The 21,072-nt window shown below is 66.0% G+C and carries 18 protein-coding genes; 7 read left to right on the forward strand and 11 right to left on the reverse strand.

Annotated features, from left to right (window positions below):
- Positions 1–77: 77 nt before the first annotated feature.
- Both B5D62_RS25205 and B5D62_RS25210 read right to left on the reverse strand, forming a co-directional pair.
- On the reverse strand, positions 78–1,283 hold the full coding sequence (locus B5D62_RS25205) for a patatin-like phospholipase family protein (protein WP_085936818.1): 1,206 nt from the start codon (positions 1,281–1,283) through the stop codon (positions 78–80).
- 228 nt (positions 1,284–1,511) lie between these two features.
- Positions 1,512–2,576 carry a hypothetical protein gene (locus B5D62_RS25210; protein WP_085936819.1) on the reverse strand — a complete coding sequence of 355 codons (1,065 nt, stop codon included), beginning with the start codon at positions 2,574–2,576 and terminating at the stop codon, positions 1,512–1,514.
- Positions 2,577–2,720: 144 nt separating this feature from the next.
- On the opposite strand from B5D62_RS25210, the gene B5D62_RS25215 reads away from it, so the two are divergent.
- A complete protein-coding gene (locus tag B5D62_RS25215) occupies positions 2,721–4,133 on the forward strand; it encodes an MBOAT family O-acyltransferase (protein WP_170921124.1) in 1,413 nt (470 codons plus the stop codon).
- Here B5D62_RS25215 and B5D62_RS25220 read toward each other — a convergent pair.
- On the reverse strand, positions 4,114–4,275 hold the full coding sequence (locus B5D62_RS25220; RefSeq protein ID WP_170921125.1) for a twin-arginine translocation signal domain-containing protein: 162 nt from the start codon (positions 4,273–4,275) through the stop codon (positions 4,114–4,116). The two genes, B5D62_RS25215 and B5D62_RS25220, sit on opposite strands and share 20 nt — an antisense overlap.
- A gap of 423 nt (positions 4,276–4,698) precedes the next feature.
- On the opposite strand from B5D62_RS25220, the gene B5D62_RS25225 reads away from it, so the two are divergent.
- The gene (locus B5D62_RS25225; protein ID WP_139374082.1) at positions 4,699–5,595 is read left to right on the forward strand and encodes an alpha/beta fold hydrolase; all 897 of its coding nucleotides are present in this window, start codon (positions 4,699–4,701) and stop codon (positions 5,593–5,595) included.
- A gap of 375 nt (positions 5,596–5,970) precedes the next feature.
- Here the strand turns inward: B5D62_RS25225 and B5D62_RS25230 are convergent, their stop codons facing one another.
- Positions 5,971–8,277: a cytochrome c3 family protein gene (locus tag B5D62_RS25230; RefSeq protein ID WP_170921126.1), complete on the reverse strand. Its 2,307-nt coding sequence runs from the start codon at positions 8,275–8,277 to the stop codon at positions 5,971–5,973.
- Positions 8,278–8,618: 341 nt separating this feature from the next.
- Between B5D62_RS25230 and B5D62_RS25235 the strand changes: the two genes are divergently transcribed.
- From B5D62_RS25235 to B5D62_RS25255, 5 genes are all read left to right on the forward strand, one after another.
- Positions 8,619–9,566, forward strand: coding sequence for a helix-turn-helix domain-containing protein (locus B5D62_RS25235; RefSeq protein ID WP_170921127.1), 948 nt, complete (start codon positions 8,619–8,621; stop codon positions 9,564–9,566).
- A 195-nt stretch (positions 9,567–9,761) separates the two neighbouring features.
- On the forward strand, positions 9,762–11,465 hold the full coding sequence (locus tag B5D62_RS25240; RefSeq protein ID WP_085936824.1) for an arylsulfatase: 1,704 nt from the start codon (positions 9,762–9,764) through the stop codon (positions 11,463–11,465).
- Between the two features lie 178 nt (positions 11,466–11,643).
- Positions 11,644–13,329: a PqiB family protein gene (locus tag B5D62_RS25245; RefSeq protein WP_085936825.1), complete on the forward strand. Its 1,686-nt coding sequence runs from the start codon at positions 11,644–11,646 to the stop codon at positions 13,327–13,329.
- 18 nt (positions 13,330–13,347) lie between these two features.
- Positions 13,348–13,932 (forward strand): PqiC family protein, encoded by a 585-nt coding sequence (locus tag B5D62_RS25250; RefSeq protein WP_170921128.1) that lies wholly within the window; start codon positions 13,348–13,350, stop codon positions 13,930–13,932.
- Between the two features lie 53 nt (positions 13,933–13,985).
- Positions 13,986–15,413 (forward strand): paraquat-inducible protein A, encoded by a 1,428-nt coding sequence (locus B5D62_RS25255; RefSeq protein WP_085936827.1) that lies wholly within the window; start codon positions 13,986–13,988, stop codon positions 15,411–15,413.
- A gap of 451 nt (positions 15,414–15,864) precedes the next feature.
- On the opposite strand, the gene B5D62_RS25260 is transcribed toward B5D62_RS25255, so the two are convergent.
- From B5D62_RS25260 to B5D62_RS25285, 7 genes are all read right to left on the reverse strand, one after another.
- Positions 15,865–16,335 (reverse strand): potassium channel family protein, encoded by a 471-nt coding sequence (locus tag B5D62_RS25260; RefSeq protein ID WP_085936828.1) that lies wholly within the window; start codon positions 16,333–16,335, stop codon positions 15,865–15,867.
- A gap of 8 nt (positions 16,336–16,343) precedes the next feature.
- The gene (locus B5D62_RS25265; protein WP_085936829.1) at positions 16,344–16,742 is read right to left on the reverse strand and encodes a hypothetical protein; all 399 of its coding nucleotides are present in this window, start codon (positions 16,740–16,742) and stop codon (positions 16,344–16,346) included.
- A gap of 91 nt (positions 16,743–16,833) precedes the next feature.
- On the reverse strand, positions 16,834–17,586 hold the full coding sequence (locus B5D62_RS25270; protein WP_170921129.1) for a bestrophin-like domain: 753 nt from the start codon (positions 17,584–17,586) through the stop codon (positions 16,834–16,836).
- A 25-nt stretch (positions 17,587–17,611) separates the two neighbouring features.
- Positions 17,612–17,860: a hypothetical protein gene (locus tag B5D62_RS33525; protein WP_170921130.1), complete on the reverse strand. Its 249-nt coding sequence runs from the start codon at positions 17,858–17,860 to the stop codon at positions 17,612–17,614.
- Between the two features lie 99 nt (positions 17,861–17,959).
- Complete coding sequence (locus tag B5D62_RS25275; RefSeq protein WP_085936831.1) at positions 17,960–19,390, reverse strand: DUF1254 domain-containing protein; 1,431 nt, start codon at positions 19,388–19,390, stop codon at positions 17,960–17,962.
- A 114-nt stretch (positions 19,391–19,504) separates the two neighbouring features.
- The gene (locus B5D62_RS25280; RefSeq protein WP_085936832.1) at positions 19,505–20,464 is read right to left on the reverse strand and encodes a hypothetical protein; all 960 of its coding nucleotides are present in this window, start codon (positions 20,462–20,464) and stop codon (positions 19,505–19,507) included.
- Positions 20,465–20,880: 416 nt separating this feature from the next.
- Positions 20,881–21,072: OmpA family protein (locus tag B5D62_RS25285; protein WP_139374083.1), on the reverse strand; the 192-nt coding region annotated here is incomplete at its 5' end.

The raw sequence follows: 21,072 nt of genomic DNA on the forward strand, positions 1-21,072 counted from the left end.
CCCGCCGAAGAAGCAGACCGTCGCCGTCTGAGCGCGGCCGCGACCTATCGACGGGCAGACAGGCCCGCTGGCAGGCGTCACCCCGCCAGGCGCGGCTGCTTCGACCACTCGTAGCCGTTGCGGGCGCGGCTGTAGCCGTAGTCGAACAGGGCGCGCATGTAGCCGGGATCGAACGGCTCGGGCAGCTTCAGGGTGAAGTCCGGGCCGATATAGGCGAGGTTGTAATCCACGTTGTCGCGCAGCGCGTTGTAGTAGATGCGCAGCGTGTCGTTGTAGCCGCTGGCGAAGATCATGGTCGAGATGGCGCGGCCGGCGATGCCCAGCATCTGCCGGCGCACCTCGGCCCAGTGCGGATCGAGCCGGCCGTTGCGGATCAGATAGGCCGATATGTCGGCCACCGGCTGCTTCGCCGCGATGCGCTGGCGCCGCTCGACCGAGAGCCGCGCCGGATAGAGGAAGCTCTGCATGAAGGCGCCGCCGTCGACATGCATCTCCTGGTACGGCTTCCCGTTCAGCGTCGCGTCGAACATGGTGGGCGGGAAGGCGCCCGGGATCGCCGCCGAGGCCAGCAGGATGCGGCGCACCGTGTCGAGCGCGCGCGGATGGCCGCTCTTGGCGATGGCGCCGATGTTCCAGACCACCGGCTGCTGCGCATCGAGATCGGTGGTGCCGATCAGCAGCAGGCGGCCGTCGTCGTAGGCGGCGGCGATGGCGGCCAGCATGCGCTCGTCGAGGATGCGCGAGATGGTGCGATGGAGCGGCGCGTTGTCGGCCAGCGCGTCGTCGAACAGCGCCGCGGTGATGTAGCGCTCGCGCAGCACGTCGGCCGGGCTGATGCCGGTATAGACGTAGCGCAGCTGCGCGTCGTAGGCGGAGCCCAGGAAGGCGAAGGGCGCGGTGAGCGCCCCCGTGCTGACGCCGGTGACGAGGTCGAAGGTCGGCCGGTCGCCATGCTCGCTCCAGCCGCACAGCACGCCGGCCCCGAACGCGCCGTCCTCGCCGCCGCCCGACACGGCGAGGAAGCGGAAATCGAGATCGGAGATCGTCCTGGCGCCGAGCCGCGCGCGCTGGCGTTCGGCCGCGGCCATGAACTCGGCGGTGATCGGGCCGGCATCGAGCGCGGCGAAGAAGCGCTCGTTCGACAGGCCGAGGATGGTCGCCTGCTGCATCTGGCCGTTCGGCACCGGCAACCCGCGCTCGGGCGCGCCGCAGCCGGCCAGCAGCGCGGTTCCGGCGGTAGCGCCGCCGGCGGCGACGTGCAGGAACTGACGGCGTGACTTCATTGACGGCTCCCCCTGGACTCCCCTGTGACGGGCCGGACCATCGCATAGCCCGCCCATTTCCGTCATCCCGACGCCGCGTCGCGGGTTTCATCTGGGAGGATGTGCGCTTGCAACTCCTCCCCCCGGCCGCATGCGCGTTTCCTGGCCTCTTACGGAAGAGGTTAGGGACGGGGCAGAAAATATAAGGGGAGTTCAAACGAAAGACCCCAAAGTTCCTTTTCGTCGACTTCAATTCGTACTCGCGGCAGCCGCCAACGCAGCGCCGATGCGAGCGGAGTGTTCCACAACACCATCTTCCTTGAGGTGCCACCGGTCCGAGAAGTCGTTGAGGGGAGCCTGTCGAAAGTAGCGGAACGGCACGACGGCCTCGGGATAGTCGCGCTTGAAGCGCGCGATCTGCCGCTCAACGTCATCGAACACGGCGTCCTGCTCGACGACGCATGGCACCGGGTTGGAGACCAGTACAAACCTCGTCTTCGTGCGTCGGGCCAGCTCGGCGAACCGGCTAAGATAGTCGTACAGCGTGTCGATGTGGACGAGTCCTAGCAGCTCGTTTTCGGAGTAGCCCCTGTCGAACTTGCAGACGCCTGGATTGCCGCCCTTGATCATCGGGTCCTTGATATCGACAGGTATGGGAACCCATCCGCGCCCGGCAGCAATCATCCTGCGCCATTCTTTGATAGGCGGATAGCCCAGCGTCGGCCACTGATGCAGCTGGTAGGTGAAATCGTCGACCCAGATATCGTGATAGACGAGGTTAGTCACCCTGAGGCGATAGCCTTCGCTCGGCATTCGCACCTGATGCCACCAATGCGCCTTGATAAGATAGTCGCGGATAAGTACTGCAAGCGCGTTGTCGCCGTAGAACGCCGGCGCGGCCGGCGACCAGAACGGCGTCACGTGAAGGACGAGGAATTTCGGTGGCGTCGCCTGGCGCATTATTGCCAGCTGCGCCTCGTAGAAATATCCGGTCCATCCGGCATCGCCGCAGCAGCTCATGTTGAGATAGCTGAGCCTGTCTGCAACCTTTGTGACGACCTTCGGATCGACGCCGTAGAACCCCGAGCTGTCGCCGACCTGCACGACCTCGCTCGGTATGTTGGTCAGTGTTGTCTCGAACTTGTCATAAATAGTGTGCTTCTGGAGGTTATCCTGCTCAAGCGGCGAGAAGTCGAAGAAGTCGGTGTTGTAGCTGCCGTTGTTGCCTACGAGCGCGATGGCGCCTTCCAGTCCGGCGATGAACAGGGCAGCCAGGAAGAACGGAAGAGTCGCTCTGTGGATTAAATTGCGCAATGCTTCTACTCCTGCCGCCCAAGGCAATTCTCGCGTAAGTAGATAGAATATAGCTATCTTCTAGACAACTGTAGAGGGTACGATGCGTTGTCTGCGCAGAGGCCTTCTATGGTTTTCCAGTCGTTTGTATTTTTTCTTGCGTTTTTGCCCCTTCTCCTCGGCCTCTACGTCCTAGTTCGCCAATCAAGAATTCTCTCGACGATCGTCCTGATCGTCGGCAGTGCCATCTTCTATGCTTGGAAGACGATCTGGTGGCTGGTGCCGCTGGTCATCGTCGCGACCGTCGACTACTTCGTCGGGATGAAGATGGCCAACCTTACGGACGATCGCATCCGCAAGCGCTGGCTCATCCTCAGCCTCGTCATCAATCTGGCGATGCTCTCGGCCTTCAAATACCTGGGCTGGTTCACGGGGACACTGAACGACCTGCTTGCGGTGTTCGGCATCGCTGCGACGGTCCCGGTGATCACGACGACGCTGCCTCCGGGCATCTCGTTCTACACGTTCGAGACGATGAGCTACACGATCGACGTCTACCGGCGCCACTTCCGCGCCGAGCCGTCCTACCTGATTTACTTGAACTTCGTCCTCTTCTTCCCGCATCTCGTCGCCGGCCCTATCCTGCGCCCGGGCGACCTGATCGGACAGCTCAAGGTCGTGCGGCCACTGCCGACGCCCGACGAGCTTCGCCTGGCGCTCAGCCAGATCTTCTGGGGGCTGTTCAAGAAGATCGTTTTCGCCGACAACCTCGGCGACGTCGTCAGCTACGCAGTGCGCGCGACCACGACGCCGCCCTACGAGTCGGGTGGCGTCGGGCTGCTTTACGCGGTCGGCTTCACGCTGCAGATCTATTGCGACTTCTCGGCGTACTCTGACATCGCGCGCGGATCGGCGCTGCTGTTCGGCATCAAGCTACCCCGCAACTTCCTGACGCCGATCTTCTCGCGCAGTCCGCAGGAGTTCTGGCGGCGCTGGCACATAACGCTGTCGACCTGGATTCGCGACTACGTCTACATCCCTCTCGGTGGTCGCGCGGGATCGTACCTCCGGCAGTCAGTGACGATCCTGCTGACCATGGGGTTGGCCGGCCTTTGGCATGGCGCCGGCTTCATGTTCATCTGCTGGGGCTTCTTCCACGGCGTCCTGATCCTGATATATCGCCTGAAGACCGTGCACCTGCTGATCGAGCGCAGCGGCGCCGGCCTGCCGGCGCTGGCGAGCTGGGGCGTGTTCTTCGTGATCAACACCTTCGGCTGGCTGATGTTCCGCGCCGGCAGCGGCCACGAGCACGAATTCAGGACCATGGTCGACTCGTTCGGCGCCTTTCCCGGCGCGCTCCTCAGCCACACCTTCCTCGAGGGCCTGCGCCAGCTCGGCCTCCTTGGCATTCCCATGCTGCTCGCCGACTGGACGGCCTATCGCCGTGATACCGAGGTGCCTGAGGTGCTGGCCTCGCTCAGCACAGTGCGCCTGTCGACGGCGCTCGTTTCGATGTGGTTCGCCGGAATGATTTTCGCCAAACGCTCCGGTTACGACTTCATTTACTTCGCATTCTAACGCTGGACAGGCCGAGGATGGTCGCCTGCTGCACCTGCCCGTTCGGCACCGGCAACCCGCGCTCGGGCGCGCCGCAGCCGGCCAGCAGCGCGGCGCTGGCGCCGCCGGCGGCGACGTGCAGGAACTGACGGCGTGACTTCATTGACTCCCCCAAGGCTCCCCCTGTGACGGGTCGGACCATCGCATAACGCGCCCATTTCCGTCATCCCGACGCCGCGTCGCGCCTCCTACTCAAAGAGGTTGCGCGCAATCCCGCGCCTCGTCTTCGTTTGGGAAGGGGGCGGACAATCACATAGACAAGAACTTCCCGTCATCCCGAGCGAAGCCGAGCGGAGCGAGGCGCAGTCGAGGGACCCTTTCCAGAGCGCTGCCTCTGGACGGAAGCGGGAAAAGGGGTCCCTCGACTGCGCCGCCCTGCAGGCGGCTTCGCTCGGGATGACGAGATGACTTCATCCGCGATCGTTCTACCTGCAAGGGGCCGCCACCCTCCGGGTCGCTCTTCCCCGCTGGCGTGGCGTTGATCTGTCATCTTGCAACAGGTGTCGCAGATCGCCGAAAACGAATCATGAAACGCGTCAGTTCAGCTTTCGCCCCTGGTTGCCCGCTGCCTGTTCAGGTTGACACGTCCCGTGGCGCCATCGAATGCGCGATAGCGGGCTTCGGCTCCGTCATCGTTGCCTTGCATGGCGGCATGGGCGGCTACGATCAATCCTGGCTGCTGGCAAAGGCATTGTCCGCGAATCTCGACAGCCACCGCGTCGTGGCGGTCTCGCGGCCGGGCTATCTCGGTACGGATCTCGACCGTGGTCGAAGCCCGGACGAGCAGGCCGATTTGATCTGCGCGCTGCTCGATGCGCTCGATGTCACGGACGCGACCTTGGTCGCGGTCTCCGCGGGCGGCCCGTCGGCCTTGCAATTCGCCGCCCGACATCCCAGGCGGTGCCGTTCGCTGGTCCTGGTATCGACCTGCACGGAGCGGCTGGAGACACCGCCGGAGATCTTCAAGCGTCTGCGAGCGATGGAAACGCTGGCCCGGGTGCCGGGCCTGGCGGCCCTGCTGAGATGGCGGACGACCAGCAAGCCGGATCGCGCCGCCAGTCGTTCGATCCGTGACCCGGAGGTCCGCGCGCGCACATTGGGCCACCCCGAGGCCGGTCCGCTGCTTCAAGCGCTCCAATCGGGCGTGTTCGAGCGCCTGCGCGATCGCCTTCCGGGCACGATCAACGACATCCAGCAGCTCGCCAGCCTGCGCGATCTGCCGACCGCGCCGATCTCGTTGCCGGTGCTGATCGTGCATGGAGAGGCGGACGCGGTCGTTCCGTTCCGTCATGCCGACGGCTTGCTGCGGAGGGTGCCCGAGGCCGAGCTTCTGGCGATCCCGCACGGCGAACACGTATCGCTCCTCACCCATCTCGAGCTGGTGCGCGAGAGAGCGGCCCGGTATCTCCGCGGCGAGAGCTAGCGCTGGCCGATCCTCCGATACGGGAGAGAGGAGTCCGACAAGGCGGCGTCCGCCTTCACTCCGCCGCTCTCCCGTCCTAGGGAAAGCATGCGGGGAGAGCAATCGTTTGCGGCGATGTCTGTCCGTCGTCCTGAGCGCAGCCGAAGGACCTTTTTCCTGCTCCGTCGACTCCTGTGTCCGTCGACGAACTGATCGACAGCATCCGCAACCAGAGCATCATCCGGTACGCCGAAACGCTGTCGTGAGAGTCGGGGCCTGATCAAGGTGGCGTTCGACACCGACGTTCGCATATCGCGGTGTGACCCGTCTCGCCTGACCATGGCCGAGGGGTTCGCCCTCCCGTCTTGGGCGTATCGTCCCGGCGCCGCGTCGCGGCTACTGCGGCGGCAAGTGTCTCAGGCGGTCGATCTCCTGGCCGATGGTGCGATCGGCGGGACGCAGCGCCTGCAGGGTTGTGAGGCGGTCCAGGGCAGTGCGCGTGTCGCCGCGTCGGATGGCCCAGATCGCCTGGGCGGACAGCGCCTCGACATCGTAGGGATGCCGCGCCAGCACATCGTCGAGCCGCTGTACCGCCTCGGCCTCGCGGCCCGCCTGTTGGAGGGCGACGGCATAGACGTAGCCAAAGCGCGCCGCGTCGGGTTCGAGGTCGGCGGCCTGCTGCAGTTCCCTCATCGCCGCGGGAAGCTGGTGTTGCCGCACCAGCGACAGGCCGAGCTCGAAATGGGCGAGGCCCGAGCGCGGATTGCGCGCCAGCGCCTGACGCAGGATCGCCTCGGCGCGCGCCTCGTCGCGGCGGCGGCGATAGAGATCGGCGAGCTGGGCGTAGGCCGGCACGAAGGTCGGATCGACGGCGATGGCGCGGGCGAGATGATCGTCCGCCAGCAGGCTGTTGCCGCGCCGTAGTTCCAGCAGGGCCAGGTTCATATGCGCTTCGCCGCGATCCGCGTTGAAGCGCTGCACGGCGATGTAATCCTCGAGCGCCTTGGTGAAGGCGGCGCGATCGGAGTCGGAAAGCTGGCGCTCGCCGGGCCCGGCCAGCGTGCGCGCGGCAGCGATGCGCACGGCGCGGACCGGATCGCGCAACAGTGGCACAAGGTCGGCGCGCCAGGGCGCGGCATTGCCGGATGCGAGCGCCTCGGCCGCGGCAGCGCGGACAAGGGGATCGCGGTCGGCCAGGGCGCCGTGCAGGTCGATACCGGTCAGCGCCGGATCGAGTCCAGCGGACCGCTCGATGGCGCTGGCCCGCACGATCGCCGGCTGGTTCGCATCATTGGCAATGGCCGCCAGCGATACCTGTGCGCCCGGAGCGCCATGATCGGCGGCGAAGAAGGCCGGGCCGAAGGTCTGGAAGCCCGCAGGCGCGTGGCCCAGGCGCGTCGCCAGTTGCTGCGCGGTCCAGCCGGCCGGCTTGTCGGCATGGCAGGTGGCGCAGACATCGGGTACGTCCAGGCTCGCGGCGAGATCCGGACGCGGCACGCGGAAGCTGTGATCGTGGCGCGGATCGACGATCATATAGGTCGTGGTCGGCATGTGGCAGGTGGCGCATTCGCCAGCCTTCGAGGCCGGATCATGGAAATGATGCGTGCGCGTCGCGTACTTCGTCGGCTCGTGACATTGTCCGCACACCGCATTGCCGTCGGCGCGCAGCTTCTGCGTGTGCGGATCGTGACAGTCGGAACAGCTCACGCCCTTGGCGAACATGCGACTCTGCAGGAACGAGCCGTAATTGAAGACTTCGTCCTGCATCTGGCCGTCGGCACGATAGAGACCGTGCTCGAGCAGCGAGGCGTGGAAGCCGTCGCCGAACGGCTGGCCTGCTTGGATGGCGTCGGTGAGTTGGGTGCGCCGCGCATGGCAGCGCGCACAGGTCTCGACCTCGGCAGTGCGCCCGGCGGCGGGAACATCCGGACGTTTGGCAGGATCCCCGCCCCAGATGTTGGTCGCCCGCGCCCGAAACTGCGCCGGCAGCCTGACATGCGGATCGGCGACGTGCGCCGCGCCCGGTCCGTGACAGGCCTCGCAGCCCACGCCCGCCTCGCTCCATGTTGAAGCGTACGCGTTGGTCGCGGCGTCGTAGCCCTTGCGCAGGTCGGTGACATGGCAGTCGAGGCACATGAAGTTGGCGGTCTGCTGTAGTCCGGTCCAATGCAGCGCGTCGCCCGGGCCCAGTTTCTGGGCGGGATAGAGATCAAACCAGCGCTGACCGCCAGCCGTGGCCGGCCGCGTGTCCCAGGCGATGCCGAAGGCCTGCAAGCGGCCACCCGGCAGTTCGATCAGATATTGCTGTAGCGGCTCCAGCCCCAGCGTGTACTTCACCTCGAAATGACCGGGGTGGCCGTCGGGGCCGATCGTCTCCACCAGATAGCGACCGCCCTCACGGTGGAAGCGCGTGACGACCCCGTCCTTCTCGAACGCGACGTCGTTGAAGTTGCCCCGCACCGTCGCCTCGCTCACCGGTTGCAAGGCGTGCGCGTGCTGTGTGCCTTGCCAGCCTGCATGCTCCTCCGGATGACAGGCGGCGCAGCGTGAACTGCCGACGAAGCCGTCCGCCGCCCGCAACGTCGGCGCTTCGGCCGGTGCTCCGGCCGGTGCTCCGGCGCGCGGCTCGGCCTGCAGATGCAGCGCAGCAAAGCTGATCAGGAACGCCAGCATCAGCCACGCCAACGGTCGCCACCGGGTCACCAGGCTGCACTCATCTTTGCAGATGTTCCTCCAGACTCGCCCATCGCACATTTGTCGGCAGCCGTCATGCTCCGCGTTAGATGTTCTTCCCTTTGTCCGCCCTTTCATCCCGCCCGTCCGCCGGCGCGGATGGTCCGGAAAGCGGCGGTGCCCGGATTATTTCCGCTTCATCCCTGAGTTGTCCGCGGTATGCTGTCAGGTGACTATTACGTGGAGCAATCGGCCTCGGCCTGGTGACACTTATCGATCGGTCATCGATGGATCGTCCTAGCATGCTCCGGAGCTGCGTCAGCGAGTTCACGGATCCATTCCCATTGGAAGCGTCGGTGCGGGGTGGTCATGTGGAGATCGTCGTCGCTTCCAAAGGCCACTTCCGCGCGCAGCAGACGGTGGTCGACCTGGGACGATTGTGGATGCAGCGGATCGACGAGAACCTGCCACGCATCGCGCGGGCATCACCCAGCCTCCAGCGTGCACCGATACTGTTCCATGCCCACGGAAACCAAGTGCCGACGCGGCACAATGGCCACGATGTCTCCGCCGGCGAGATCGTCGTGTTGGGTGACGGGGTGTTGGATCACCTGTGGAGCGAGGGCCCCTGTTCGACGGCGGCGATGTCGCTCTCGCCGGAGGATCTGGCTGCGGCGGGGACAAGCATTGTCGGTCAGGAGCTGAACGTGCCCCGGTACACGCATCTCATAAGGCCGGCCCCGGCGGCGTTGGCCCGCCTCAGGGCTCTGCACGACTCCGTCATGGACCTGGCCAAGGCTGGGCCGAGTGTACTTTCCCATCCGGCGATGGCCAAGGCGATCGAGCATGAACTGATCTGGACGATGGTGTCGTGCCTCGCCGGGCATATGCCGGCAGAGGTCAAGCCGACCGGCAGGCGCCACGCGCGGGTGATTGCTTCTTTCGAGGAGTTCCTGCGGCAGCGGCGATATGAACCGCTCTATCTTGCCGATATCTGCGCCGGCATCGGCGTTTCCGGGCGCCTGCTGCACCTCTGCTGCCAGGAGCACTTTGGCACCAGTCCGATTCGGTATCTGTGGCTGCGTCGCATGCATCTGGTGCGTCGTGCCCTCCTGCAGGCCAATCCCGGGGAGGCGTCCGTTACAGGGATCGCCGTGGAGCATGGTTTCTGGGAACTTGGCCGGTTTTCCGGTCAGTATCGGACGCTGTTTGGCGAATCGCCCAAGGCGACGCTGCGGCGGCAGTTGGCGGACCGCGCAGGGAGATCGGAAATGCGGACCATCGATGCCGATAGCACGCGTCGCCGCACCGCCGAGTGATATCGACAGGCCGGGAAGGCGCAACAAATAGTTCAACCGCAGATTTGCAAGATTTGCATAGTCTGGCCGGAAACGCGCTGATTAGGTCTGTGATGCCTGGGTGTCGGTCGAACGACGGCGCCGGAGCCGGTGCTTTGCGCATGCTGCTCCGGGCATGTTGCTTGAACACGCATCCTTACAAGGGAGAGTCGATCCATGCCTGCGACCGGATCAGAAACGAAGCGGCCGTCCTTTCGTCTATCGGGACTGCTCTGTGCACTGTCCGCCATCGGCCTGTTTGCCACCGGTCCCGCCGTCGCCCAGACCGCCGGTCAAAAGCCCAACATCCTCGTCATCATGGGCGACGATGTCGGCTGGTTTAATATCGGCGCCTATCACCGTGGCATGATGTCGGGCAAGACGCCGAACCTCGATCGCCTCGCCTCCGAGGGCATGATGTTCACCGATTACTATGCCGAGGCGAGCTGCACGGCGGGGCGGGCCAACTTCATCACCGGTGAGTTGCCGATTCGCACTGGCCTCACAACGGTCGGCCAGGCGGGCGCCGATGTCGGTATCCCTGACCAGGCCGTGACGCTCGCGACCGTGCTCAAGTCGCTCGGCTACGAGACTGGCCAGTTCGGCAAGAACCATCTCGGCGATCTCAACAAGTATTTGCCGACCGTGCACGGCTTCGACGAGTTCTTCGGCTATCTGTACCATCTGGACGCGATGTCCGATCCGTACTGGTTCGACTATCCGCAGGACTGGATCGACAAGACAGGTCCGCGCAATCTGGTCCACTCCTATGCCACCGACGTCGACGATCCGACCGTGATGCCGCGCTGGGGCAAGGTCGGCAAGCAGCGGATCGTGGACGAGGGCCCGCTTGCGCCGTTTCCGAACATGGTCGGCCGGCAGGGATGGCAGGAAGGCCGCAAGGCCAAGTACGACATGGAGACGTTCGATGGCGTGCTGGCGAAGGCCAGCATGGATTTCATGGACAAGGCCAAGAAGGACGGCAAGCCGTTCTTCATTTGGCACAACCCGACGCGCATGCACGTATTCACTTACCTGCCGCCCAAATACCAGGCGCTGATGAACCCAACGAGCAACTACGGGCTCGAGGAAGCCGGTATGGCGCAGCTCGACGACGACGTCGGAACGCTGCTCCAGCACCTGCAGGATATCGGCGAGGCGAACAATACGATCGTCATCTTCACGAGCGACAACGGCGCGGAGGTCTTCACCTGGCCGGATGGCGGCATGACGCCCTTCAAGGCGACGAAGGGGACGACCTACGAAGGTGGTTTCCGAGTGCCGGCGATCATCCGCTGGCCAGGCAAGGTCAAGCCGGGCTCGGTGGAGAACGGCATGATGTCGGGCCTCGACTGGTTCCCGACGCTGGCCGCTGCGGCCGGCGACCCGAAGATCAGCGATGAGCTTCTCAAGGGTACGACCCTGGAGGGCCGCCCCTACAAGAACCATCTCGACGGTTACAACCAGATGGATCTTCTCACGAGCAAGGCGCCTTCCGCGCGCCATGAGCTGTTCTATTTCACCGGGCCGCATCTGGGGGCCATCCGCATCGACGACTTCAAGTTCCAGTTCATCCAGCAGCCTTACGGCTGGCCGGGCGAGAAGGTCTCGACGGATATGCCTACCATGACGAACCTGCGTCAGGATCCGTTCGAGCGTACTTCGTCGATCCGCGGGCAAACGCTGAACGACCAGGGCGGCGGCTACATGAACGACTTCATGGCGCGGGAGTTCTGGCGCTTCGTGGTCGTGCAGCGGACGGTAGAGCAGCTTGCGAAGACCGCCATCGATTATCCTCCTATGCAGGCGCCGGCGAGTTTCAACCTCGACGCCGTGAAGAGGTCGATCCAGGAGAGCCTCAAGGAGCGCGAGGGCCAGTAGCCGGTCCTTGCCCACACCCCCCTCGCCGGACGAGAAGTCCGACTTGCGCCGGCGAGGAGCCCGAAAGGTGACGTTGACCCAGGTCATTTCCGTTTCATCGTTCCATTGCTAGAAACAGGCTGCTGAGCGACTATGCGGCGGGCAGGCTGCGTTCAGGGGCGTTGGGGGGAATGAGTCGATGACATCGGTGCCAGAGTTGCCGACGGCTGTCCGTCAGAAGGGCCGCCGTATTCCTCTGGTGTGGATCGTGCCGCTGCTGACCGCGCTGATCGGCGGCTGGCTGGCCTGGGACACCTTCTCCAAGCGCGGCCCGACCATCACCATCACCTTCGAGTCGGCTCAGGGCCTGCAGGCGGGCCAGTCCCAGCTCAAGTTCAAGGACGTCCAGATGGGGACGGTGAAGTCGATCACCGTCGCCGACGATCTCACCCATGTGATCGTCACCGTCGAGACGACCCACGAGGCCAAGCGGCTGCTGACCGACAAGACGACCTTCTGGGTCGTCAAGCCGCAGCTCTTCGCCGGCCGCGTGTCGGGCATCGATACGCTGCTGTCCGGCTCCTACATCGGCATGCTACCCTCGACCCAGCCCGGCGAGGCCAAGCGCGATTTCATTGGCGCCAACAACCCGCCGATCCTGGAGGCCAACGAGCCCGGCACCACCTTCCACCTCGACACCAAGAATGTCGGCTCGATCAGCCTCGGCTCGCCGGTGTTCTACCGCAACCTGGAAGTCGGCACGGTACTGGGCTGGGACCTCAAGGACATGGCGCGGCACGTGACGATCCATGCCTTCGTGCGCGCGCCGTTCGACCAGTACGTGCACGACGATTCGCTGTTCTGGGACGCGTCGGGCATCTCGGTGAAGCTCGGCGCCGACGGCGTCAGGGTCGAGATGGAGTCGGTCAAGGCGCTGCTGCTGGGCGGCGTCGCCTTCGACACCTCGCCCGATACGCACGGTGCCAGCGCCAAGCCCGATACCACGTTCGAGCTCTATGCCAGCAAGGACTCGGCGATGGCTGCCGGCTACGGCCGTCATCTGCAACTGCTGTCCTATTTCGAGGGATCGGTCGGCGGCCTCGATGTCGGCGCCGACGTGACGCTGCATGGCCTCAAGATCGGCGAGGTCACCGACGTCGGCCTCAAGTTCGATCCCCAGCTCGGCAGGATCGTCGCGCCGGTCCACTACAAGGTGGAAAGCACCCGCATCGCCAACACCTCGCCGTTCATGCTGCAGGTGCCGCCGGGCATCATGGCGGCCGAAATGGTGCGGCGCGGCTTCCGCGCCACGCTGCAGTCGGCCAACCTGCTGACCGGCAAGAAGCTGATCGCCATCGAGATGATCCCCGGCGCGCCGCCGGCCGAGCTGAAGCAGGATGGCGAGGTGTTCATCGTGCCCTCGACCACGATCGGCGGCTTCGAGAGCCTGACGCGCGGCGCCGGCGAGCTGATCGCCAAGGTCAACTCGATCGACTTCACCCAGATCGGCGCCAGCCTCGTCTCGGCCGGCAAGGGGCTCGACAACACGATCAACGGGCCCGAGCTCAAGCAGACGCTGGCTTCCCTGGCGGTGACGATGAAGGACATGCAGTCCTTCATGGGCAAGCTCGACAGCAAGGCCGGGCCGGCGCTCGACAAGCTGCCCGACATGGCGACTCAGCTCGACGAATCGCTGCGCCGCATCAACGCGCTGGTCGGCTCGCTCAACCAGGCCTATGGCGGCGACTCGCGCTTCAGCCGCGAACTGGACCGCGTGATGCCGCAGCTCAACGAGGCGCTGCGCTCGATCCGCGCGCTGTCCGACCTGCTGGCGCGTCATCCCGAGGCGCTGATCAAGGGCCGCACCAACACGGGTAAGGAATAAGTGCAAGCAATGAGACCGATGCAGATCACCCGTCGCCGCCTCGCCGGCCTCGCGCTTCCGCTGGCGCTGCCGGCGCTGGCCGCCGCCTGCTCGTCCTCGCCCGATCCGGTGCTCTACACGCTGCAGATGAAGCAGGGTCCGGTGCTGGGGCCGGGCCCGCGCAACATCCAGGTGCGCGACATCGGGCTGGCCGCCTATCTCGACCGCAAGGAAATCGTGCGCTCGTCCGAGGACTACAAGCTCGGCGTGATGTCGAACGACTGGTGGGGCGAGGGGCTGGGCGGCATGATCGGCCGCGTCATCGTGCTCGGCCTTGCCCAGCGCCTGCCGGGCTCCAACGTCTATGGCGAGGGTGGCGCGATCTCTCCCGACGCCAATGCCGTGGTCGGCATCAACGTCCAGCGGCTCGACCTCGACGCCCGCGGCCAGCTCGTGCTGATCGCCCAGGCGGCGGTGCGGTTCGAGCGGCCGCTGCGCACCGTGTCGCGCAGCTTCACCATCACGCGCACGCCTCCCACCACCACGGTGGCCGGCCAGGTCGCCGCCAGCAGCGAGGCCATCGCCGAACTTACCGACGGCGTGGCCGAGATGCTGCGGGCGTGACACGCGCCCCGTCGACAGGCGCCGGTCCAATCCGGCCCGGTCCGGTTCGGCCAATGGCCACGGGTCAGGGGCCGGCGGGCAAGGCCGCCGCGCGGGCGGCTCGGGCCGAAAAGCGGGCCGCCACGCGGGCCGCACTGGCGGCGCATCCGCCCGTAGGCGAACGGCATCAGGTCCATGAGTGCATGGGCTGCGGCCAGCGTCAGGTCGTGCCGACGCTGGACCCCGGCATGCGGGCACGCTGCGTGCGCTGCGGCACCACGCTGCGCCGCCGCGCCGCCGGCGGCGTCGACCGGCCGCTCGCGCTCTATATCGCCTCGCTCGGCCTGTTCGCGGTGGTGTGGCTGACGATGCTGATGCGGGTCTCGACCTCCGGCATCGTGCACGACACGACGCTGATCTCGGGGCCGATGGAGCTGGTGCATCAGGGGCTGTGGCCGCTGGCGCTGGCGGTCGCCTTCACCAGCGCGCTGGCGCCGCTCGCCAAGTTCGTCGGCATGATCTACGTGCTGGTGCCGCTCAAGCTCGGCCTGCGCGTGCCGGGCATGGCGCCGGTGTTCCTGTTCGCGCGCCGCATGGGCATCTGGGCGATGATGGAGGTGCTGCTGCTCGGCGTCTTCGTCGCCTTCACCAAGCTCGGCGATCTCGTCACCATGGATGTCGGGCCGGCGGTCTATGCGCTCGGCCTGCTGACGGTGGTGACGGTGTGGGCCGACCAGGCGCTCGACCGCGAGGCGGTGTGGCAGGGCATCGAGCGGCTGGGCGCCACCTGGGGCACGGTGCCGGACGAGGATCCGATCGGCCTCGATCCGCACGCCATCGCCTGCGAGGGCTGCGGCCTGCTCAGCGTGCCGCACGAGGAGCACGGCCAGTGCCCGCGCTGCGGCTCGCACCTGCATGCGCGCAAGCCCAACAGCATCGCCCGCACCTGGGCCTTCGTGATGGCGGGCGCCATCCTCTACATCCCGGCCAACTACTATCCGGTGCTGACGGTGGTGCAGTCCGGCGCCGGCATGCCCAGCACCATCCTGGGCGGCGTCGAGGAGCTCTTGGCCTCGCACATGTATCCGCTGGCGTTGCTGGTGTTCTTCGCCTCGATCCTGGTGCCGATCTTCAAGCTGATCGGGCTCGGCATCATGCTGACGGTGACGATGATGGCCGGCAACGAGCAGCGCACGCGCTTCATGCTGCGCCAGCGCACCGTCCTCTATTTCATCGTCGCCTGGATCGGTCGCTGGTCGATGGTCGACATCTTCATGGAGTCGCTGCTGGGGGCGCTGGTGCAGTTCGGCGTCATCGCCACCATCCAGCCCGGCATCGGCGCGGTGGCCTTCTGCGCCGTCGTGCTGCTGACCATCCTCGCCGCCGAGTTCTTCGACCCCCGCCTGATGTGGGACGCCGCCGGCCTCAACGGCGCCCGCTTCAAGCCCGAGCTGCGCGACAGCACCCACGGACCCGCCGTTTCAAATCCCTCGCCTTCGTGACGGGGAGGGCAATGGCTATTCCCTCGTCGTCCTGAGCGAAGCCGAGCATAGCGAGGGCGCAGTCGAAGGACCTCTTTTCCGACGTTCTCGCCGACCGCGGCATAGCCAAGACAGGCCCCTCGGCTCCGCCGCCCTTCGGGCGCCTCCGCTCGGGGTGACGATGGAAACTCGGATGCTGATCCAGAGTCGGCAAAGCAATCGCCTATGGCATTTCCCCGACTCAAGGGAGCGCGCCACTCCAGTGGCGCTCATGATCCGATCCGCCGCAAGGGAGCGTGTCGCACGAGCCGCCGTCACCCCGAGCGCAGCCGAGGGGCCTGTCCTGGTGGTGCTTCGGTCCAAGGCATCGCCCGAAAATGGGCCCCTCGACTACGCCTCGCTTTCGCTCGGCTGCGCTCGTGATGATGGGGAACTTGGTCGTGAGCTTCGTCCGCCCCATTCGGCCGGCGGCTCAGCTCTCTTCCCGGTCGGCGCGTTCGTCGCGCTGGATATCGGTCTGCTGGCTCTCGGCGCGCTGGATCACGTTGACCAGCAGCGCGGTCGACCAGCCGAACATCATCATGCCGACCGCCGCCTCGAGCGCGCCGGTGAAGCGATGGAGGGGCGACAGGGTCAGTTCGGAGGCGCCCACGGTGGTGAAGCTCGCCAGCGAGAAATAGACCGAATTGGCGAAGTCACCGAGCTCGCCCCAGGTGAAGTAGCGCACCGCCCACACGACGACCTCGACCAGGTGCGCGATCAGCAGCACGAGGACGGCGAGGACGATGACGGCGGTCTTGCGCGATATCGCCCGCCACAGCACCAGTTTGCGGGGGAGGACGTTGGGCAGGCGCGTGACGTGGTACTGCGCGAACAACTGGATCAGGGCGGTCGCGATCACCAGCGGTATCGCGAATAGGCCCTGGAATTCGGGCCACAGCATTGTCGTTGCTACTCGTCGTAGGAGGCCAGCGGCACGCCGCTCATGGCGTCGTACTGCAGCTTGATCCTGCGCAGGTTGCAGATGTTGAGATATTCCCAGACCGGCTGCGCGTCGATGCCTTCGAAGGCGACCTTGATGTCCTGGTTGCAGTCGGTGAAGGAGGGCGGCACCGTCACGGTGTGGGACTGGCCGGGCTGCAGCAGCGGCACGCGCAGGAGATTGGGCCCCCACTGCGACTGGTCGTGCGGCGAGACGATGATCTGGCGGATCGGCAGGCTGGTGCCGTTGACCACCGTGAAGGTGCGCGAGTCGTCGGCCAGCGCCGCATCGGCGAAGGCGAACAGCAAGCCGGTGCTGCCGAGCACGAGGGAGGCGGCGCGGACGAGAGTCGAAAAAACGGGTGTCATTGGCTGTCTCAGGAGTAAGGCGGTGGTGGAACAGTCGGGACGCACGGAACGCGAAGCGCGCGCTGAGTAGCAGGGAAGCGGCGAGGGCGCATCATCCCAGCGGCAGCAGCGCCTGGCGCAGCGGCGTGCTGTCGATCTGCAACAGGCCGCTGAAGGGCTGGTACATTTCGAGGATCAGGAACAGCGCGGCCGACGACGAGACCGCGAACACGACGATGGCGATGCGGCCGATCGGGCTGAGCGGCGAGAACAGGCTGAAGCTCACGAACAGCACCACCAGCCAGAACACCAGGATGCCCAGCAGGATCCCCGGCACAGGCGCCTGCTCCTGCTCGAACAGGAGCACGCGCGTCTGCAGGATCGCGGTCAGCGCCTGCACCGCCAGCGCCTGATAAAAGTGCTGATCCTCGTTGACCGCCGGGAGATGGCGCACCTCGGAGAAGATCCGCTCGCCGCCGTCGACCGAATAGAAGACGCCGTTGTTCCTGCGATTGGCGTCGCGCCAGATGTGGTTGGCGATGTCCGGCACGATCTTGCGCAGGTGCAGGCGCGCATCGCGCGACTCCGGCCCGAAGCGCTCCAGCGCCTGGTCGAGCAGGATGACGTTGGCCGTCACTTGCTTCACCTCGTCGCGCTGCGTCTCGAATGTGGTCTTGGCCGAGTTGATCAGCAGGCCCAGCACCAGGCCGGAGATGGTGGCGATCAGGCCGCAGCCCAGCCGCACGACGTCCTTGGTGTGCGCATCGAGATGGCTGTCGGGCAGCACGCGGCGGAGCGCAACGCCGGCGGTCGCTCCGGCCACCAGCAGGCCGCCGATCAGCAGCGAGATCGTGAGCGGGCTCATGGTCTGCGCAGCGCGGGTGGCGTCCTCAGTTGCGTCGCGGCAGGTCGATCTGGTTGTCGCGCAGCGCCTGCTCCAGCACCGGGATCGAGCCGGCGGGATTGGTGGCGCAGCCGGCGATCGCTTCCGGCACCGCGCCCGAGGCCCGGTTGGCGCCGACATACTCGCGATAGATCGAGCTCAACAAATTGCAGTAGTCGGTGTCGCTCATCTCGGCATGTGCCCCGAGAGGCACGAGGGTCGCGGCACCCAGCACGATCGAAACCAGCTTCCTCACGATGTTCTCCCCCTATTGGCCCCGCGCGTCCCCGGATAGCACATCCGCCCGCGCCACCCTATTGCGGTCTGCAGCCAGGACAGGTGACGGGGCGGGCATTCAGCCTGCCTTCTTGGCGGCCGGCGGTTCCCAGCTGCCGTCGATGATCGATGGTGGTGTCTCGGTCGGCCAGTACATGCGCAGCATCAGGTTGAACTTGCCCTTCGGGGCGGGCAGCCAGTTCGATTCCCGGTCGGCGCCGGGCGACTGGTTCTGGATGTAGAGATCGACCGACCCGTCCGGATTCGCCTTGAGGTTCTGCCGCGGGCTGATCGAGTAGCGGTTGATCGGATTGGCGACGAAGAACATCTGCGCGTCGTACAGGGTGAGGGACCAGAAGCCGCGCACCGGCGGCTGCAGGCCGGCGGGAAAGCGCAGGACGTAGTTGGAGGCGCCGTCATAGGAGTCGCCGTTCGCGTCCTTGAGCGACATCGGATAGACGGCATCCTTGACGAGATTGGCGCCGAGCCCGATCGCGGCGATGAAGGCGCGGTTGAGATAGTCGGTGCCGTAGACGCCGGTCTCGGTGTCGAACAGCCAGCCGTTCACGGTCTTGACCGACTTGCCGATCTTGAATTGCAGCATGATGCGGTCGTTGGCGACCGTGGGAATGCGCTTGGCGAAGTCGGCATCGAGCTTGGCGGCATCGAAGTCCTTGCCCGGCACGAGGCCGAGTCGCGCGAAGCGAGCGAGCGCGGAAGCATCTGCCGCGGCGGGCGGATTGGCCTTCAGCAGCTCGGCCAGCAGCGTGAAGTAGGCGGCCGTGTCCATCCGGTTCACCTGGTCGCGCACCGCGGTCTTCATGTCGACGGCCGGGTCGACCGTGCCGGCGGGCGGCGTGTAATCCTTGCCCCAGGCGCTGAGCGGCACGACGCGGCACCGGTCCTGCAGCGCGTGGACGGCAGCATAGTCTTCGGGCGTGCCGGTGCAGTAGATGCGGCCCAGGATCCAGACCAGTGCGGTCGGCGCCTTCACTTCAGTCATGCCGGCGGGCAGCGCGCCCCTCCAGCCCGGCCCGGTGATGGCGTAGGTCTGCGCGCCGGTGCCGGTGGTGCGCGAGCCGGGCGAGAAGAAGACCTCGGTCCAGCCGTCGAGCATCGGGAACAGGCAGTAGCGGTCCTTCATGTCGGGCAGGCTGAGCACCATCGGCTCCTTGCCCACGTCGAGCCAGGTGATCGTATAGAGCGTGTCGGCGTTGGGCGCGGTCACGTCGCGGAAGGCGGCGTTCGGATATTCGCGCAGCCGGGCGAACTGTCCCATCGGCGCGCGCGTGCTGGCGGGCTGGGCGACGTTGGTCATGATCCGCCGCGTCATCTCCATGGTGACGAGCGGATAGCCGTATATATAAGCGTCGGTGGCGAGCCAGAAATCCTCCACCCCCTCGAACGCCTCGGGCGCGATGCCGTTGTCGGCCCGGGCGTAGCTCGAGCCCAGAGCGGTAAAGGCAGTGCCGAGGCCGGCGGTCAGGGTGAAGCGGCGTGTGATATCCATCAGCGTTCCTCGATAGCGGGCCTCGATAGCAGGCGGTTTGGTGCCGCCAGGGGCGAGCCTACGGTCTCGCCTTCCGCCGCGTCTTGAGGTGTATCAAGGATCGGTAGGCGTCGTTCAGAAACGGACGGTCGCGCCGACGATCGGACCGTAAAGGGTTTCGTTGATGCCCACGGCGCTGATGCCTGAACCCGAATTGTAGGTCACGCCGAGGGCGCGGAAGCCGAGCGCGAGCTCGATCTGGTAGCCCGTGAACTGCCAGCCGTAGCTGTAGGCGCCGACCGCCTGCCACGAGAACTGGCTGCCGCTGACGCCGAAGCCGCCGACATCGCCGCGCACGAAGACCGACTGGGTCGGCGTGAACTGATGGCGCAGCCGGAGGCCGATGACGGGATCCACCCACTGCACGACATCGGAGCGGGCGATGGCGAGGCCGAAGGAACGCTCGAGGCCGAGCGGGGCGTAGTTGACGTTGCCGGTGACGTCGAAGGAGGCGGAGACCGAGTTGTTCCAGTAGCGGAAGCCGGCCAGCGCATCGAGGGCGGTGAAGCTGCTGTCCTGGCCGGCCCAGCGCTGCAACTCGTAGGTGCCGCCCATCTCGACAATGAACAGCTGATAGGTGAGGGCGGCGTTGGACTGCGCGGTGAGGCTGAGGCCGGGTAGGGGATTGCGATAGCTGGTCTGCGCCCGGCCGAAGCCGAGACTGGTGAAGACGAAATCCGTGTAGAAGCTGACCGGCCCCTTGCCCGCCTCGATGTAGGTCATGTAGGCGGCGATCGAATTGCTCTTCTGCAGGATGTCGATGAAGCTGGCGTTGGTGTCGACGGTCTGGTTGCGGGCGGTGACGTTGCCGCCGACATTCATCGCCCAGGCATAGGCCGTGGCCGAGAGCCGCCAGGGCTGGGGATCGGGCGGCAGCTTGCGTTCGAGCTGCGCCAGGTCGGGCTTTGCCGTCGTCACGTTCGGCGTGGGCGCGGGATCCGCCGCCTGGGCAGAGGGGGCGAGCGAGGTCGTCGAGAAGGCGATGGCCAAGCCGGCCGCAGATGCGGTTCTGACGATGACGGATCGTAGCGGCATCTCTCCCCTCGTGCCGAGACTGCCGGACAAGGATTTCCGCTCGGCGCGCGACTGTCTACAGCACGCCGACTTTTCGTCAAATGGCGCTCCCATGAGCCATGACGCCCCTAAGGAAGTTCGGGGGAGCGCGCCCCTGCGCGCGGATACCTCCGCGCTGAAGTGGCGCTCATGGTCGTTGCTGCACCCGGAAGAGCGCAACTGGAGTTGCGCACTCCCATGAGTCGTGACGCCTCTGAGGGAGTTCAGGGGAGCGCGCCACTGCGCGCGGATACCTCCGCGCTGAAGTGGCGCTCATGCTCGTTGCTGCACCGGGAAGAGCGCAACTGGAGTTGCGCGCTCCCTTGAGGCGTGACGGCAGCTGGCAACAAAAAAGGCGGCCCGGGAGGGCCGCCTTCTTCGTTTCGATCAGGTCGAGATTACTGGATCTCGATCACGACGCGGCGGTTCTGCGGCTCGCGGACACCGTCGGCGGTCGGGACCAGCAGGCCCTGCTCGCCCTTGCCGACGACCGAGATCGCCGTGGCCGGCACGCCGTTGCGCACCAGAGCGTCCTTGACCGCATTCGCACGACGCAGCGACAGCGCCATGTTGTAGCTCTCCGGGCCCGA

This window comes from Enhydrobacter aerosaccus (assembly GCF_900167455.1).
Lineage (GTDB): Bacteria > Pseudomonadota > Alphaproteobacteria > Reyranellales > Reyranellaceae > Reyranella > Reyranella aerosaccus.